This window comes from Paramagnetospirillum caucaseum (assembly GCF_000342045.1).
GTDB classification, from domain to species: domain Bacteria; phylum Pseudomonadota; class Alphaproteobacteria; order Rhodospirillales; family Magnetospirillaceae; genus Phaeospirillum; species Phaeospirillum caucaseum.
In genome coordinates this window covers 1-16,132 of the sequence record NZ_AONQ01000087.1, presented here as the reverse complement: position 1 = coordinate 16,132, position 16,132 = coordinate 1, and the positions used below count along the sequence as shown (strand labels likewise).

The window sequence follows — 16,132 nt, the reverse complement described above, 5'->3', positions numbered from 1 at the left end:
GGGTTGAGGTTCCTCGGGTTGACATTATCGATTATCTGGCAAGTTGCGGGGTCTCGGCCAGACTGGAGCGGGCCGCCGGAGAGGATGTCGGCAAGATGGATCTGTTGCTGTCGCGGCTGTGTGACTTGGAGGCGGATATGGCCATTATGGGTGGGCACGGCGGCCATGCCCTCTCGTCTTTGCTGGGATCGGATACCCGCTATGTTCTGGAGCACATGACTGTGCCGGTCCTTTTGTCGTACTGATTTCCAAAGTCGCGGGAAGGGGCGGGGGATTACCGCAGGGCTGCAGGAGTATAAGCCTAAAAAAGTGGGCGGTTGCCGGAAGGCAACCGCCCAAGTTCCCACCCATTGGGAGGTGTTCGGGTGGGTGGCGAGCCGAGAGGGACTCAGCTCGCGGGAGAACAATTTCCGCTTGGCAGGTAGATCACCACGGGGTCCATTTGGTATTGCTCATCTTGTTGTCCTCCCTGTCGAATAACCTGGATCCGTGAAGTTGCTACTTTGCCGCGCCATCATCCGGCTGGCAGCTTGATACATGCTGATGGCGATATCCGGGTAAAGCTCCGCCAATCGAAGAGCCGTCTGGGCGCCTTCGTTCCAGTCGAAGCATATGCCTGCGATCTCGGCCTCCAAGGCGACTCGAAGCCGTTCGATTTCGTCATCAAAAAAGAGTGGCATATCGGGTCAGATCCTTATTTCCGCGGTTGTTTCGTCCCTGACCTTGCTTAGAAAACCCGCGATTTCCTTGCGGAGCCCTTCAGTCTGAGCAGATAGCTCCCCCGCTGCCGACAGCATCATGGTGGTGATCTGGCCAGTGGCTTCGGTCGCAAGGGACACATCGGCAATGTTGCTGGTGATGTCGGAATTTCCGATGGCAATCTGCTGGATTGAGCGGACGATTTCTTGCGTGGCTGCCGACTGCTCCTCAACGGCCGAGGCGATCCCAACGACGATGTCATTGACGCGGGTGATGGTTTCTCCGACATGTCTGATGATGTCTGCCGCCTCTCGGCTGACAGACTGGATGCCGCTGACTTGGCCTGCGATTTCTTCGGTAGCTTTCGCCGTTTGGTTGGCGAGATTCTTCACCTCACCCGCAACGACGGCGAATCCTTTGCCCGCATCGCCGGCCCTGGCCGCTTCGATGGTGGCATTTAGAGCGAGGAGGTTGGTCTGGTGTGCAATATGGTTAATGAGGGTGACGATCTCACCGATTCGCCGCGATGCGTCTTCCAGGCTACCGACCGAATTGTTTGCTGTTTGCGCGCCATGGACGGCCTCTCCCGCGATGGCGGCAGTCATGGAAACCTGTTGGGAGATTTCCGAGACCGACAGGCCCAGTTGTTCTGCCGCGCTGACGACGGTGTTTACGTCGCTTGACGCCTCTCCGGCTCGCGCCGCCACGGTTGATGCTCGGGATGTGGCTTGCTGCACATTCCCTTCCAGCTGATCAGAGACATCTCGGACGCTGGCGACGGTTTGCATGACTGAGGCAAGAACCTCGTCCATGGAAGCATCGAACGCGGCAATGTGGATTTCTCGTTCACGGGCTTTCTCCGCCATCGCTTCTCTGAGATGGCGCTGCTTTTTTTCCAGTTCGGCGGTGTGTTTGAGGCCATCGACAAAGACCGCCACAGCCCGCGCCATGGCTCCAATTTCATCGCGGCGGTCCAGGAGTGGCGTTTCAGCCGACAGATCCCCCGCCGCATACCCAACCATGGCATCCGTGAGGTGATTGACCGGGCCGGTTATGGCTCTGGCGACAACCACCATAACCGCTCCTCCGAGGGCCATGAACAGGACGAAGATGGCTACGAAGACAGCTCTGCTGGTCAAGGCGATCGATATGGCGTCGTCATAGACCTCTTGAGCTTTGGATGCTGTGAAGCGTTGAAAATCGGTGACGGAATTGGTTAGGGAATCCGTGATGGTTTCAGAATCAGTCATAAGCGCTAAGGCGGCCTCATGATCAGATTCAGCCATGGCTGCTGTCTCTCCAAGAGACGAAATGAAGTACTTCGTAAGATCAGCCATCGCCTGCGTGAGTTCGGCTTCCTCTCCTGCAATTCCGCTGGTGGAGTGCTTCTTGATAATGGATTTCAATGCCAGTAGATCCGCACGTATCGTATCGTGAAGCCTTGCTGATTTTTCCGGAGCAACCTTCGCCGCGCGCCAGCCAATCAGACGATAGGTGTTCGACTGGGCGCCGATGGCTAGGCGTTCGACTTCGGCTGCGAATCTGGCTCGCTCGAAAGACGCCGCGCGCAGATCCGATAAGGCGGTCGATTGCCGAGACATTCCAAGCAAGAACACGCCCAGCAAGATGATCAGCGATGCCATCAGCAGAACCGGGGTAGCGTACACCTTGATCGAAATATTCATGTTGGCGAGCGATGGGCGCATGATCATTCCCCAAGCTCAGATGCCGATATGGGTGGATAGGGTGGACTTATCTTGTTTGATGGCTTTTGCCGGACCGTCACAGACCACTTCGCCCTTGACCAGGATGACCCCGCGATCAGCAAAATCGAGGAGGACGTTCACATTCTTGTCGACGATGATGGAGGCAATGCCGGTGGCCTTGATGGCGCGGATGGTGTGCCAGATGTCGCGTCGGATTAGCGGAGCCAACCCTTCGGTGGCTTCGTCCAGGATGAGCAGCCGGGGATTGGTCATCAGAGCGCGGCCGATGGACAGCATCTGCTGCTCGCCACCTGAGAGATGCGTGCCTAAGTTGTCCAGTCGCTCTGCTAGGCGAGGGAAGGTCTCCAGCACTCGGTCGAAGGTCCAGTCGCGCCTGCCGTCGATGCCGGGCCTGGCCGCCATCAATAGGTGCTCGCGCACACTTAGATTGTGGAACATCCCGCGTCCCTCGGGCACATAGGACAGCCCGCGTCGGATGATGGACGATGTCTCATGGCCGGTGACGTCGACGCCGTTCACCCTCACCTTGCCCCGGCGGGGAGCTACGATGCCCAGCATGCTTTTCAGTAGGGTCGACTTGCCCATGCCATTGCGGCCCATGAGCGCGACGGTCTCGCCTTCCGCCACATGGAAGTCGATGCCGTGCAGCACCTGGGCATTGCCGTAATAAGTGTGGATGCCGGTGGCGTTCAGCATGTCAGTACGCCTCCGCGCCGTCGCCGAGATAGGCGTCCTGCACCGCTCTGCTGGCCCGCACCTGCTCCAGTGGCCCGCTTTCCAGCAGCGTGCCGTTGACCATTACGGACAGCACCTCGGCGATGGCGAATACCGCATCCATGTCGTGCTCCACCAGGATCAGGGTGTAATCGCGGGCCAGCCCCTTCAGCAGGCCCACCATCTTCTCGGACTCTTCCTTGCCCATGCCGGCCAGGGGCTCGTCCAGGACCAGGATTTCCGGGGCTGTCGCCAGCACCATGGCGATTTCCAACTGGCGCTGCTCGCCATAGGACAGGGCACCCGCCATCCGACTGGCCTTGGATCCTAATCCGGCAGCCTCCAGCGCACATCCCGCCTGCTCGGATACCGCCTTGTACGAGCAGGCGGGACGGAAGAAGCGCATGGAGGTGGCAAGCCGTGACTGTGCCGCCAGCCGGGTGTTCTCGAAACAGGTGAAGCTGGGGAACACGTTGGTCTTCTGGTAGCTGCGCCCGATACCCAGCCGCGAGACCTTGTGGGCAGGAAAGCCAGCGATGTTGGCGCCCTTCAGCAGCACCTGACCGCCTGACGGCGTCAGATGGCCGGTGAGCAGGTTGACAAATGTGCTCTTTCCCGCGCCGTTGGGCCCAATCACCGCATGGGCCTGGCGCTCGCGAAAGCCGATGGTTACCTCGGAGTTGGCGACCAAACCGCCGAACACCTTGGTCAGCGCCCGGGTTTCCAGGATGAAGTCGGACTGGCTCATGTCGCGTCCTCCTTGTCCTTGCCCCATTGTAGCAATAGTCCCGCCACTCCCTTGGGCAGGAGGAGAACTATGGCGATGATCAGGGCGCCCATGGGCAAGAGCCAGTGGTCGGTCATGCTCTCGAAGGCGAAGTGGGCCAGTTCCAGGATGAAGGCGCCCAGGACTGGACCGAACAGGGTGCCCATGCCGCCCAGGATCACCATGACCAGCACATGGGCCGACTGGTGCCAGCCTAGGCTGGCGGGGCTGACAAAGCCGTACTGGGTGGTCGCAAGGACCCCCGCCAGCCCGGCCACTCCGCCCGCGATGACGAAGGCGGCCAGCTTGTAGGCCCTGGGGTTGAAGCCAAGCCCCTGCACCCGGTTTTCGTTGACCCCGATGGCAGAAACCACCCGGCCGAATGGTGAGGCCAGAAGTACCTTGAGAAAGGCGTAGACAGCCACCATGGCGCCTAGTGCCACATAGAAGAAGGTGAGCTTCTGGTCCAAGTCCAGCAGCGTGACGCCAAAAGCCTCCACCGCCGGTTTGACATGGACATAGGCTCCGTCGGAGCCGCCGGCAGCCTTGGAATCGTTGAAGAAGTAGAAGCCCATCTGACCGAAGGCCAGCGTCACCATGATAAAGTAGATGCCCGAGGAGCGGATGGACAAAAAACCCACCACGGTGGCCGCCAACGCGGAGGTCGCCACAGCCGCTGGCAGCACCAGCCACAGATTGGCGGCCTCGTATTGCGGGCTCAGCATGGCCAGCATGTAGCCGCCCAGGCCGAAGAAGGCAGCGTGCCCCAGGCTGACCAGCCCGGCCATGCCCACCAGCAGATCCAGGCTCATGGCGAGAATCGCCAGGATCATGATGCCGGTGAGCTTCTGCATCAGGAAGGCGAATTTGGCGGCGAACACCAGCTTGCCCCAGACAGGAAACAGCGCCAGGACGGTCAAGACTGCCAGCAGCAGGATGGCGAGACGTTTGGGAACCGAGGTCGAGATCATGAGAACAGCCCCTTGGGCTTCCACAGCAGCACCGCCGCCATGACGCCGTAAACCGTGAAACTGGCGAAGTCGGGAACGAACACCTTCCCGAAGGTGTCCGCCAGGCCGATCAGCATGGCACCCAGGAAGGCGCCCTTGACCGAGCCAACGCCGCCGATCACCACCACCACGAAACACAGGATCAGCACGTTGTCGCCCATGCCCGGAGCCACCGAGGAGATTGGGGTGGAGATGGCGCCGGCCAGCCCGGCCAGGGCGGCGCCCACCGCGAACACCAGCCCGAACAGCAGCTTCACGTCGATGCCCAGCGCGGCAACCATGTCGCGGTTGGAGGCCCCGGCCCGCACCCACATGCCGAAGCGGGTTTTGGATATGACCAAATACATGGCTACTGCCAGCACGCCACAGACACCAGACAGCGCTAGCCGATAGACCGGGTAGGACAAGGTGTCGGTGAGTTTGACTGACCAGTCGAGCATCGCTGGCGCCGCGACACCGTGGACATCGTTGCCCCAGAAGACACGCTGGGCTTCGTTGAAGATCAGGATCAGGCCGTAGGTCAACAGCACTTGGTCCAGGTGGTCGCGCTTGTAGAGCGCTCGGACCAGCAGCACCTCGATGGCATACCCGATGCCTGCCGCCAAGGGCAGCGACAGCAGCACCGCCGCTCCCAGGCTGCCGGTAATCCCGGCCAGCCACCACGCCAGATAGGCCCCCAGCATGTAGAAAGCGCCGTGGGCCAGGTTTATAATTCCCATGATGCCGAATATCAGCGTCAGACCGCTTGCCACCAAAAACAGCAGCAAGCCGTACTGAATGCCGTTCAGCATCTGGATGAGAGCCATCCAGATATCCATGTTTACTCTCCAAGCAGAAGCCTCGTGCCGCTATGGACCGTCACCTTTTCGGTGATCTGTGCGGCGGAAATTCAAACCGCTGTCAGCTGGCCTCCATTCTCATGGCCCCATCCAGTCGAATGGTTGACCCGTTCAGCATCTGGTTCTCGATCATATGGAGGGCGAGTGCCGCGTATTCCCTTGGCTCTCCCAATCGATGGGGGAACAGAGTCTTGGCGGTCAGGGAATCCTGCACCTCAGTTGGCATGCCGGTTACCATCGGGGTACCGAAGACACCTGGGGCAATGGCGAGAACGCGGATTCCCGATCGTGCCAATTCACGGGCTGCGGGCAGAATCATGGAGGCGACCCCTCCCTTGGATGCCGCGTAGGCGCACTGACCGACCTGGCCTTCGAAGGCGGCAATGGAGGCGGTGTTGATGATCACGCCGCGCTCGCCGCCGCTGATGGGCTCCAATCCCATCATGTCAGCCACGGCCAGACGCATGACATTGAAGGATCCGACCAGGTTGATGTTGATGACGCGGGCGAAATCGTCCAGCGGCAACGCTCCCTTGCGGCCAAAGATCTTTCCCGCCGGGGCAATGCCCGCGCAATTGACGACGATGCGAGCCGGGCCGTGGGCCGTCCGGGCTGAAGTGATGGCGGTCTCAAGGCTTTCCGTGTTGGTGACGTCGCAGGAATTGGAAAAGCCGCCGATTTCCCTTGCGACAACTCCTGCCTTGTCGGCCTCACGGTCCAGGATGGCAACCTTTGCTCCTTCATGAGCAAGGGCTCTTGCCACGGCTTCGCCCAGTCCGGACGCCCCTCCAACTACTAATGCGGCAACACCCATCGGATCCATTTGTGGCCTCCCTGCGATAACGACGCTTGACACATACCAGTCAACTAGTATGTTGTAAACCTAGTTATGCGGGCTGCCCAGGGAGGGGAACATGTTTGGTCCTTTAAATCGTCGGTCGGTTTTGACGGGAATCGCCGGGGCTGCGGCCTTGGGCTTTGTTCCGACGCGCTTCGCCATCGGCCAGCAGGCCAAAATAAAGGTCGGGTTGCTGTTGTCTCATGGCGGGGCCTATGCCGGTCCCGGGATCGGCGTTACCAACGGCATCAAGCTGGCCCTTGCGGAACGCGGCGGGAAGATCGCCGGCCGCGAGGTCGAGTTCGTCATGGTCGATGACGAATCCAATCCGGCCAAAGGCCCGGAGAACACCCACCGGTTGGTGACAGGCGAGAAGGTGGATTTTCTGGTCGGCCCCGTGCATTCCGGAGTGGCCATGGGCATGGTCAAGGTCGCCCGTGAAACCGAAGTTCTGACTATTATCCCGAATGCCGGATTCAACGCGGCCACGGGGCCGCTTTGCGCCAAGAACATCTTCCGGACATCGTTCAGCAATTGGCAGGCCAACGCCCCCATGGGCAAAGTGGCTATCGATCGCGGCTACAAGAACGTCGTCACCATCACCTGGAAGTATGCGGCGGGCGAAGAGATGATCAACGCCTTCGTCGATCGCTTCACCGACCTGGGCGGCAAGGTGGTCAAGCAGATGGCCCTGCCATTTCCGGACACCGAGTTCCAGGCCCATCTGACCGAAATCGCCTCGTTGAAGCCCGACGCGGTTTATGCCTTCTTCGCCGGGTCGGGGGGCTCGAAGTTTATTAAGGACTACGCTGCCGTCGGCTTGAAGTCCATTCCGCTGCTGGGGCCGGGATTCCTCACCGACGGTGTTCTGCCGGATTACGCCGAGGCGGCAGAAGGTATCCTCACTACCCTGCATTACGCCGACGCGCTAGACAATCCGGAGAACCACAAGTTCCGGGCTGCGTACAAGGCCGCCTATGGCAAGGAAGCCGACTTCTATGCCGTCCAGGGGTATGACGCGGGCCAGTTGATGGCCGTCGGTCTGGATGCTGCGAAAGGTGACGCCGCTGCCAAGGCTGCAATCATCGCCGCCATGGAAAAGGCCGAAATCAAGAGTCCGCGCGGAACCTTCACCCTCTCCAAGTCCCACAATCCCATTCAGGACGTCTATCTCCGCCAAGTGAAAGGCGGAAAGGAAGTCGTCCTGGGCGTGGCCCAAAAGGCGGTTAACGACCCCGGAACGGGATGCAAAATCGCCTGACGCGGCGCGCGCTTAACTCGAACAAGGATGAAAAGTCATGGCTGCCGATAAGAGTGTCGTCAAAGAAGCCTCCATGCTTAAGCAAAAGGAAATGATTGCCCGCAACTACGACGCGATCACGTCCAAGCATGAGACGGGGCGGAAGGTGTCGTCCACCTTTGTTCCTGGGAATCTGAACGAGTTATTCATGACCTTCGGTATCCTGAACAATCTGCCCGAAATCAACGCCATCCAGAATGGAATGAAGAAGATTTCTGGTGGGCACATCATGGAGGCGGAGAAGAGCGGACATTCAGAGGATGTCTGCACCTACGTGAAGGCTGACATCGGAATGATGTCTAAGGGCAACATCGCCCCCAACGGCAAGCCTTTTCCGGCCCCCGACATGCTGATGCTCTGCTACACCGGCTGCTACACCTTCATGAAGTGGTTCGAGCTTCTTCGCGAAGAGTACAAGTGTCCCACCATCATGCTGCACGTGCCTTACGAGGGTGACGGGCGGGTCACTTCGAACATGCGCGACTATGTGATCAAGCAGCTGAAGGAAGTGGTCATTCCCGGCATGGAGCAGGTTTCGGGTGTCAAATTCGACATCGATCGTCTGCGTGAGTACATGCGGGCCTCTGCCAAGGCCGAAGATGATCTGGTGTGGTGCCTCAAGTCGGCCAAGAACAAGCCGTCCCCCATCGATTCCTATTTTGGCGGCGTGTACTACATCGGCCCGATCTTTACCGCCTTTCGCGGCACCCAGGACGCCGTTGACTATTACAAGATGCTGCGCCAGGAAATTCAGGGCCGCATCGATCGTAAGGAAGGCTTCGTCACGCCCGATGGAACGGTCCTCACCGACCAAAAATACCGTCTGGTGGTCGAAGGCCCGCCCAACTGGACCCACTTCCGTGAATTCTGGCAGATGTTCGTTGATGAAGGCGCGGTGGTGGTGGCGTCCAGCTACACCAAGGTCGGCGGAGTCTATGATTACGGCTTCCGTCATGATCCAGATAATCCGCTGGAAAGCCTGGCCGACTATGTCATCGGCGTATACTCCAACCTGAATCTGCCGACCCGCGTCGACATGCTGGCCGAATATATCGAGGAGTACGAGGCCGATGGCCTGCTGATCAACTCGATCAAGAGCTGCAACAGCTTCTCCGCCGGCCAGCTGATGATGATGAAGGAAGTGGAACGCCGTACCGGCAAGCCCGGCGCCTTCATTGAAACCGATTTGGTTGACCCCCGCTACTTCTCGGCTGCCAACGTCAAGAACCGACTGGAAAGCTACTTCCAGATGATCGAGCAGAAGCGCCGTGGCGGCGGCAGCAAGGCGGCCTGATCGCCGCCCATTTCTACGGCAAACGAAGAAACGAAAAGCCAGGGAGGAAAAGGTGCAAAAGGTTGAGATGCGCCAGGGCGAAACCGGTCCGGAATTTCATTTCCCGACCCCATTCAACGTCGCGGTTCCCTTCATCGACAGGCATGTCGCCGAGGGTCGGGGAAAGAAGGCCGCCATTCTCAGCTTCGCCGAGACGGTGGACTACGAAACCCTGGTCGCCAATGTCAATCGATATGGTAACGCTCTTCTGCGCCTTGGCCTCCATCCCGGCGATAGGATGCTGATGGTCGTCAAGGACGCCCCCGAATTCTATTACGCCTTCTGGGGGGCAGTGAAGGCCGGGATCATTCCAGTGCCGTTGAACACCATGCTGACGCCACCTGATTACGCCTTCATCATCTCGGATTCCGGAGCGAAGGCGCTGATCTATTCGGAGGAATTCCGGGTGCCGGTAGATGCTGCCCTCGAGGAGGGCGTTAAACCGGCTCACCTGGTGTTGGTCAGGCATGGCGACTCTTGCCTGCATGATTTGGCAGCGGTGGAGCCGACAACCCTGAGCGCTATCCCGGCTTCTGCCGACGATGAATGTTTCTGGCTGTACTCCTCCGGCACTACCGGGCGGCCGAAGGGGGTGATCCATGTCCATCAGGATATCGTCGCCACTTGCCAGCTCTATGCCGTCAATGCCCAGGGCTGCCAGGAAAGCGACATATTCTATTCCATTCCCAGGCTGTTCTTCGCCTTCGGCATGGGCTGCGCCATGACTTTTCCCTTATGGGTGGGAGGAACAGCGGTACTGGATACTCGGAGGCCGACACCGGACATCTCGGCGGAAATCTTCCGCACATTCAAGCCTACTGTATTCGCTGCCGTTCCCACCTACCTTGCAGCACTTCTGGCCAGTTCGGCCCTGGGCCGCAAGGATCTTGCCTCCTTGCGTCGCTGTGTTTCCGGGGGCGAGGCGTTACCCGAGGAATTGCAGCGACGCTGGACCGAGATCGCCCCCATCCCTATCACCGATGGCGTGGGATCAACCGAAGCGTTGCACACCTATATCTGCAACCGGATCGGTCAGATGAGGGCCAACACCAGCGGCAAGGCGGTGCCTGGTTATCAGGTGAAGATCATTGACGAGGCGGGGAAGGAGGTTCTTGACGACAGGACCGGCCGACTATGGGTCAAGGGGCCTTCAGTTACCCGTAAGTACTGGAATAACCCTGAAAAAACCAGCGCCACCATCCAGAACGGCTGGCTGGACACCGGCGACACCTATCGCCGTGACGAGGATGGCTATTATTACTTCTGCGGGCGCAACGACGACATGATGAAAGTCGGCGGTATCTGGGTGGCTCCCTTCGAGATCGAAAGCACGCTGATCTCGCACCCTGATGTGCTAGAGGCAGCGGTGGTGGCCAGGGCGGACGAGGCGGGACTGATCAAGCCGGAGGCCTGGATTGTCTTGAAGGACCCGAACAGGAAAAGTGACGGGCTGGCGGATAAAATTCGGGACTTCTGCAAGAAGGAAATGGCTCCATATAAGTATCCAAGATGGATTCATTTTGTTGAGTACCTGCCGAAGACGGCAACAGGTAAGATTCAACGGTTCCGCCTGAGGACGATGAGTTAATCATGAATTTTAGATTTGAGCCGCTCTCTCTTCCGCCGGAGGCCGAGAATCTCCGGTGTGAGGTCCGGGAATTTCTAACCGAGGCATTGCGAGGAATGCCGGTCGAACGCCGTGCCGACACCTGGACCGGCTTCGATGCCACGTTCAGCAAGGCACTGGGTGCCAGGGGCTGGATCGGCATGACGTGGCCGAAACAGTTTGGCGGCGGCGAGCGTTCAGCCCTGGAGCGCTACGTCATGTTGGAGGAGGTGCTGGCTGCCGGCGCGCCGGTCGCCGCCCACTGGTTCGCCGACCGCCAGAGCGGGCCGCTGCTGCTGCGCTACGGAACCGAGGAGCAGCGCCGCGAACTGCTGCCCGGCATGGCCAAGGGTGAGGTCTATTTCGCCGTGGGGATGAGCGAGCCCAATGTGGGTTCCGACGTCGCTTCGGTGCGGAGCCGGGCCAAACCGGCGGATGGCGGCTGGGTCCTCAACGGCGCAAAGATATGGAGTACCTTCGCCCATCTCTCACATTACATGATCGCCCTGGTACGAACCTCCGGCGAGGCCAAGGACCGCCATGCCGGCCTGTCCCAGGTGCTGATCGATCTGTCGGCCCCCGGTGTGACCGTCCGGCCCATCACCGACATCACCGGCGGCGAGCATTTCAACGAGGTGATTTTTGAGGATGTACGCCTGCCTGCCTCGGCTGTGATCGGTAGGGAGGGCGACGGTTGGAACCAAGTGATGGCGGAACTTGCCTATGAACGAAGCGGTCCTGAACGCTATCTTTCCAGCCTACAAGCCCTGATCCAGATGGTTACCGTTGCTGCTGAGGGGCACGGGGGGGATCGCCTTCGTGTCGCCATCGGCAAGGCTATGGCTCATGTTGCGGTGTTGCGGCAGATGTCTCTGTCCATTGCAGGCCAACTTCAGGCCGGCCATGCCCCCAATCTGGAGGCGTCATTGGTCAAGGATCTGGGCACCAGTTTCGAGCAGTCGCTGCCGGAAATGCTCCACGATGTTCTGGGATTGGAGCCCAGTCTGTCGGGGGGGGACGCCGAGCGGGTTCACGCCAACCTACTTCAACTGGCGCCCTGTTTTTCGCTTCGGGGCGGCACGCGGGAAATCCTGCGAGGAATCATTGCGCGAGGATTGGGATTGCGATGAGCGAGCTCGGCAACATCATCGAGGACATGATCCAGCGGCTGCTGGTGGATTCCGTCGATCATACCTTACTGGAGCGTTCCGAGGGCGGCGGCTGGGAGGGTGACCTTTGGTCGAAGCTGGAGGAGAACGGCCTGCCGATCATGCTGGCCGAGCCCAAGGAGAAGGGGGGGGAATTCGGCTGGCGCGAGGCTTATCTGGTCGCGATGGCAGCCGGGCGTCATGCTTTGCCGCTGCCGCTTCCCGAAGCCATCGCTGCGGGCTGGTTGTTGGCCTTGAGCGGGATTGTGGCGCCGGAGGGACGACTAGGACTGGCTGCTGGCGATGGTTTGGTTGTTGAGGGCGACACCGCCCACGGGCGATTGCCAAGGGTTGCCTGGGGACGGCATCTCACCCATGTGGTGGCCACCACATGCGATCAAGTCGTGCTTATACCCGTCGAAGGCTGTGCGGTTGTTCCCGGCGACAATCTGGCGGGCGAGCCCCGGGATGATCTGGTTTTCGATGGTGTGGAGGTTCTGTCCGCGCCCTGCCCTCCCGGATTCGGAACCGAGACCTCGCGCCAATTGGGGGCGCTGCTGCGTTCGGCCCAGATGGCCGGGGCCATCGCCACGCTGTTGGAGCGCTCCCTGGCCTATGCCGGCGAACGCCAGCAATTCGGCAAGCTGATCGGCGGCTTCCAGGCGGTTCAGCATATGATGGCGGTTCTCGCCGAGGAGAGCGCCGCCGCCGCCATGGCGGCCGAGCAGGCCTTCGCCGCCCTCGATCTCGGGCGCGATAAGGACTTCGCCATCGCGGCCGCCAAGGTGAGGACCGGCGAGGCGGCGGGAAGGGCCGCTTCCATCGCACATCAGGTGCTGGGCGCCATGGGCTTTGCCCGCGAGCATCCGCTGCATTTCGCCAGCCGTCGCCTGTGGTCCTGGCGGGCCGAGTTCGGTTCCGAGGCCGAATGGGCCGAACGTATCGCCGACATGGTGATTCCCATGGGTGGCGACGGGCTTTGGGCCTTTGTCACCGCCGCCCAAGCTGATCCAATGTAAGGACCTTTGCGACATGAGCGATTTCCTACTGTGGGACGAGGCGGACGGGGTCGTCACGCTGACAATGAACCGCCCAGAAGAACGCAACGCCCTGGGCGAGGAGTCACAGTTCGCCGCCTTCGAAGCCGCCTTTGCGCAGATCAACGCCGAACGCTCCCTGCGGGCGGTGATCCTGACCGGGGCCGGGTCGGCCTTCTGCGCCGGGGGCAATCTCAAGGATATGATTGGCAAGAGTGGCATGTTCGGTGGCGACTCCATGGAGGTTCGCCACCGCTACCGAGCCGGCATCCACCGGATTCCCCGGGGCATCGACCGGCTGGAGGTTCCTCTGATTGCCGCCGTCAACGGCCCCGCCATGGGGGCTGGCTGCGATCTCGCCTGCATGTGCGACATCCGTATCGCTTCCACCACGGCCAGCTTCGGCGAAATCTTCGTCAAACTGGGCCTGATCCCTGGCGATGCCGGCTGCTGGTTCCTGCAACGGGTGGTGGGCTATGCCCGGACCGCCGAAATGGCGCTGACCGGCGATCCCGTTACCGCAGAGACGGCGCTGGCCTGGGGACTGGTGTCCAAGGTGGTTGAGCCGGAAGCCTTGCTGGACGAGGCCAAGGCCCTGGCCCGGCGCATGGCCGTCAATCCGCCGGATTCGGTGCGGATGGCCAAGTCGCTGCTGCGCCAGGCCCGCGATTCGTCGATGGACAACGCCCTGGAGATGGCAGCCGCCTATCAGGGCATCGCCCATCGCAGCGAGGGCCATGACGCCTATCTGGAGCGCCTCGCCAAGCGCAGCAGCTGACATCATTCGAGAAGGATTTTTCCCATGACCGCTTCCGATCCCATCGTCATCGTCGGCGCCGCCCGCACCCCCATGGGCGGCTTCCAGGGCGAGTTGGCCGGCCTCGCCGCCCCCGAGCTGGGGGCAACCGCCATCCGGGCGGCGGTGGAGCGGTCCGGTCTCGCCGCCGACCAGGTCGACGAGGTGTTCATGGGCTGCGTCCTGCCGGCCGGCGTCGGCCAGGCGCCGGCGCGTCAAGCGTCCTTGGGCGCTGGCATCCCCCAGGCGGCTTGCTGCACCACCATCAGCAAGGTCTGCGGCTCCGGCATGAAGGCGGCGATGCTGGCCCACGACCTGCTGGTGGCCGGCACCGCTAAGGTGATGGTGGCGGGCGGCATGGAAAGCATGTCCAACGCGCCCTACCTGCTGGACAAGGCGCGCGGCGGCTATCGCCTTGGCCACGGTCGGGTGCTCGACCACATGTTCTTCGACGGGCTGGAGGATGCCTACGCCAAGGGAAGGCTGATGGGCAGTTTCGCAGAGGAGTGCGCCGACAGCTATAAGTTCAGTCGCGCCGCCCAGGACGGCTTCGCCCTGGCCTCGCTGGAGCGCGCCAAGAAGGCCATCGCCGACGGCTTCTTCGCCGCTGAGATCACCCCGGTGACCGTCAAGGGCCGCAAGGGCGACACGCTGATGTCCATCGACGAGCAACCGGGCAAGGCCCAGCCCGACAAGATCCCCTCCTTAAAGCCGGCCTTCCGCGACAACGGCACGGTGACGGCGGCCAATTCGTCGTCCATCTCCGACGGCGGCGCCGCCCTGGTGCTGATGCGCCGCTCCGAGGCGGAAAAGCGCGGCCTGGCACCCATGGCCACCATCTTGGGCCATTCCAACTTCGCCCAGGCCCCCGCCCTGTTCACCACCGCCCCGGTGGGCGCCATCAAGGCGCTGCTGGACAAGGTCGGCTGCAAACCCGGCGATATCGACCTGTGGGAGATCAACGAGGCCTTCGCGGTGGTCGCCATGGCGGCCATGCACGACCTCAAGATCGACCACGACCGGGTCAACGTCCATGGCGGCGCCTGCGCCCTGGGCCACCCCATCGGCGCCTCGGGGGCGCGCATCGTTGTCACCCTGCTGGCGGCGCTCCGGCAGTATGGCATGAAGCGCGGCGTCGCCAGCTTGTGCATCGGCGGCGGCGAGGCCACGGCGATGATGGTGGAACTGGCCTTCTGACATGATCCTCTCCGAGGAACAACAGGCCATCCGCGACACCGCGCGGCGCTTTGCGCGCGAACGTCTGGTTCCGGGAGCCGGTGGGCGGGATCGGGAACGCCGCTTTCCCGCTGCCGAACTGGCGGAACTGGGCCGCCTCGGCTTCATGGGCATGGTGGTGCCGTCCGAGTGGGGCGGCGCAGGCACTGATTACGTTTCCTATGTTGCCGCCATCATGGAACTGGCCGCCGGTGACGGGACGGTTTCCACCATCATGGGCGAGCACACCTCGGTGGGCTGCCTACCGATCCTGAAGTTTGGGACCGAAGAACAGAAGGAACGATTCCTTCGTCCTATGGCGCGGGGTGAGAATATTGGCTGCTTCTGCTTGACCGAGTCCGAGGCCGGATCCGATCCGGCCTCCATCAAGACGCGGGCACGCCGTGACGGCGGGGCGTGGGTCATTTCCGGAGCCAAGCAATTCATTACCTCCGGGTGGAACGGCGATGTCGGGATCGTGTTCGCGGTGACAGATCCAGCGGCTGGCAAGAAAGGCATCTCCGCCTTCGTCGTACTGACCGATACGCCAGGCTGGACCGTGGTGCGGCAGGAGGAGAAGCTGGGCCAGCGATCGTCGGACACCTGCGCCCTGGCGTTCGAGGACATGCGGGTTCCCGCCGATGCCCTGCTGGGGGCAGAGGGCGAGGGCCTCAAGATCGCCCTGGCCAATCTGGACGGAGGGCGACTGGGTGTCGCGGCCCAATCGGTGGGCATGGCACGTGGCGCCTTTGATATTGCCCTGACCTATGCCAAGGAGCGCAAGCAGTTCGGCAAGCCGATCATCGAGTATCAGGCGGTGGCGTTCCGCCTCGCCGACATGGCCATTCGCATCGAGGCCGCGGAGCAATATGTCTTTCACGTTGCCGAATTGCGGGATCTTGGCCACCCCTGCCTCAAGGAGGCGTCCATGGCCAAGGTTCTGGCCACCGAAATGGCCGAGAAGGTGTGCTCAGACGCCATTCAGACCCTGGGAGGCTATGGCTACTTGGCGGACTTTCCACTGGAGCGGATCTATCGCGATGTCCGAGCCTGTCAGATTTACGAAGGCACCAGCGACATCCAAAGACTGGTTATCTCCAGAGC

16 protein-coding genes are annotated in these 16,132 nt (G+C 61.3%); 9 read left to right on the top strand and 7 right to left on the bottom strand.

Annotation, left to right across the window (positions count from 1 at the left end; translation table 11 throughout):
- The coding region (locus H261_RS20355; RefSeq protein WP_008621386.1) for a universal stress protein at positions 1-245 on the top strand (245 nt) is incomplete at its 5' end.
- A gap of 207 nt (positions 246-452) precedes the next feature.
- Here the strand turns inward: H261_RS20355 and H261_RS20350 are convergent.
- The 7 genes from H261_RS20350 to H261_RS20320 all read right to left on the bottom strand — a co-directional run bounded on the left by H261_RS20350 (position 453) and on the right by H261_RS20320 (position 6,578).
- Positions 453-680, bottom strand: a complete 228-nt coding sequence (locus tag H261_RS20350) for a hypothetical protein (protein ID WP_008621384.1) — start codon at positions 678-680, stop codon at positions 453-455.
- Positions 681-686: 6 nt separating this feature from the next.
- Positions 687-2,405 (bottom strand): methyl-accepting chemotaxis protein, encoded by a 1,719-nt coding sequence (locus tag H261_RS20345; RefSeq protein WP_040477012.1) that lies wholly within the window; start codon positions 2,403-2,405, stop codon positions 687-689.
- A gap of 15 nt (positions 2,406-2,420) precedes the next feature.
- Entirely contained in the window at positions 2,421-3,122 is a 702-nt protein-coding gene (locus H261_RS20340) for an ABC transporter ATP-binding protein (RefSeq protein WP_008621380.1), read from the bottom strand.
- Between the two features lies 1 nt (position 3,123).
- The gene (locus H261_RS20335; RefSeq protein ID WP_008621379.1) at positions 3,124-3,888 is read right to left on the bottom strand and encodes an ABC transporter ATP-binding protein; all 765 of its coding nucleotides are present in this window, start codon (positions 3,886-3,888) and stop codon (positions 3,124-3,126) included.
- Complete coding sequence (locus H261_RS20330) at positions 3,885-4,877, bottom strand: branched-chain amino acid ABC transporter permease (RefSeq protein ID WP_008621377.1); 993 nt, start codon at positions 4,875-4,877, stop codon at positions 3,885-3,887. Before H261_RS20330 ends, H261_RS20335 begins: the two co-directional genes overlap by 4 nt.
- Positions 4,874-5,734, bottom strand: coding sequence for a branched-chain amino acid ABC transporter permease (locus tag H261_RS20325; RefSeq protein WP_008621375.1), 861 nt, complete (start codon positions 5,732-5,734; stop codon positions 4,874-4,876). The genes H261_RS20330 and H261_RS20325 overlap by 4 nt, the downstream gene beginning before the upstream one ends.
- Before the next feature lie 82 nt (positions 5,735-5,816).
- On the bottom strand, positions 5,817-6,578 hold the full coding sequence (locus tag H261_RS20320) for an SDR family NAD(P)-dependent oxidoreductase (protein ID WP_008621373.1): 762 nt from the start codon (positions 6,576-6,578) through the stop codon (positions 5,817-5,819).
- 91 nt (positions 6,579-6,669) lie between these two features.
- Between H261_RS20320 and H261_RS20315 the strand changes: the two genes are divergently transcribed.
- From H261_RS20315 to H261_RS20280, 8 genes are all read left to right on the top strand, one after another.
- On the top strand, positions 6,670-7,854 hold the full coding sequence (locus tag H261_RS20315) for an ABC transporter substrate-binding protein (RefSeq protein WP_040477009.1): 1,185 nt from the start codon (positions 6,670-6,672) through the stop codon (positions 7,852-7,854).
- 37 nt (positions 7,855-7,891) lie between these two features.
- The gene (bcrB, locus tag H261_RS20310; protein ID WP_008621371.1) at positions 7,892-9,187 is read left to right on the top strand and encodes a benzoyl-CoA reductase subunit B; all 1,296 of its coding nucleotides are present in this window, start codon (positions 7,892-7,894) and stop codon (positions 9,185-9,187) included.
- A 52-nt stretch (positions 9,188-9,239) separates the two neighbouring features.
- Positions 9,240-10,814, top strand: a complete 1,575-nt coding sequence (locus H261_RS20305; protein ID WP_235062998.1) for a benzoate-CoA ligase family protein — start codon at positions 9,240-9,242, stop codon at positions 10,812-10,814.
- 2 nt (positions 10,815-10,816) lie between these two features.
- Positions 10,817-11,962 carry an acyl-CoA dehydrogenase family protein gene (locus H261_RS20300; RefSeq protein WP_008621369.1) on the top strand — a complete coding sequence of 382 codons (1,146 nt, stop codon included), beginning with the start codon at positions 10,817-10,819 and terminating at the stop codon, positions 11,960-11,962.
- The gene (locus H261_RS20295; protein ID WP_008621366.1) at positions 11,959-12,999 is read left to right on the top strand and encodes an acyl-CoA dehydrogenase family protein; all 1,041 of its coding nucleotides are present in this window, start codon (positions 11,959-11,961) and stop codon (positions 12,997-12,999) included. The genes H261_RS20300 and H261_RS20295 overlap by 4 nt, the downstream gene beginning before the upstream one ends.
- A 13-nt stretch (positions 13,000-13,012) precedes the next feature.
- The gene (locus H261_RS20290) at positions 13,013-13,795 is read left to right on the top strand and encodes a crotonase/enoyl-CoA hydratase family protein (protein WP_008621365.1); all 783 of its coding nucleotides are present in this window, start codon (positions 13,013-13,015) and stop codon (positions 13,793-13,795) included.
- Positions 13,796-13,819: 24 nt separating this feature from the next.
- On the top strand, positions 13,820-15,010 hold the full coding sequence (locus H261_RS20285) for an acetyl-CoA C-acyltransferase (RefSeq protein WP_008621364.1): 1,191 nt from the start codon (positions 13,820-13,822) through the stop codon (positions 15,008-15,010).
- 1 nt (position 15,011) lies between these two features.
- Positions 15,012-16,132: acyl-CoA dehydrogenase family protein (locus tag H261_RS20280; protein WP_008621363.1), on the top strand; the 1,121-nt coding region annotated here is incomplete at its 3' end.

Bases quoted from the DNA above. Each gene is read 5' to 3' on its own strand.
- H261_RS20300 (WP_008621369.1), top strand. From the start codon at position 10,817: ATGAATTTTAGATTTGAGCCGCTCTCTCTTCCGCCGGAGGCCGAGAAT.
- H261_RS20295 (WP_008621366.1), top strand. From the start codon at position 11,959: ATGAGCGAGCTCGGCAACATCATCGAGGACATGATCCAGCGGCTGCTG.
- H261_RS20290 (WP_008621365.1), top strand. From the start codon at position 13,013: ATGAGCGATTTCCTACTGTGGGACGAGGCGGACGGGGTCGTCACGCTG.
- H261_RS20320 (WP_008621373.1), bottom strand. From the start codon at position 6,578: ATGGATCCGATGGGTGTTGCCGCATTAGTAGTTGGAGGGGCGTCCGGA.
- H261_RS20350 (WP_008621384.1), bottom strand. From the start codon at position 680: ATGCCACTCTTTTTTGATGACGAAATCGAACGGCTTCGAGTCGCCTTG.
- H261_RS20325 (WP_008621375.1), bottom strand. From the start codon at position 5,734: ATGGATATCTGGATGGCTCTCATCCAGATGCTGAACGGCATTCAGTAC.
- bcrB (WP_008621371.1), top strand. From the start codon at position 7,892: ATGGCTGCCGATAAGAGTGTCGTCAAAGAAGCCTCCATGCTTAAGCAA.
- H261_RS20340 (WP_008621380.1), bottom strand. From the start codon at position 3,122: ATGCTGAACGCCACCGGCATCCACACTTATTACGGCAATGCCCAGGTG.
- H261_RS20345 (WP_040477012.1), bottom strand. From the start codon at position 2,405: ATGCGCCCATCGCTCGCCAACATGAATATTTCGATCAAGGTGTACGCT.
- H261_RS20330 (WP_008621377.1), bottom strand. From the start codon at position 4,877: ATGATCTCGACCTCGGTTCCCAAACGTCTCGCCATCCTGCTGCTGGCA.
- H261_RS20315 (WP_040477009.1), top strand. From the start codon at position 6,670: ATGTTTGGTCCTTTAAATCGTCGGTCGGTTTTGACGGGAATCGCCGGG.
- H261_RS20285 (WP_008621364.1), top strand. From the start codon at position 13,820: ATGACCGCTTCCGATCCCATCGTCATCGTCGGCGCCGCCCGCACCCCC.
- H261_RS20335 (WP_008621379.1), bottom strand. From the start codon at position 3,888: ATGAGCCAGTCCGACTTCATCCTGGAAACCCGGGCGCTGACCAAGGTG.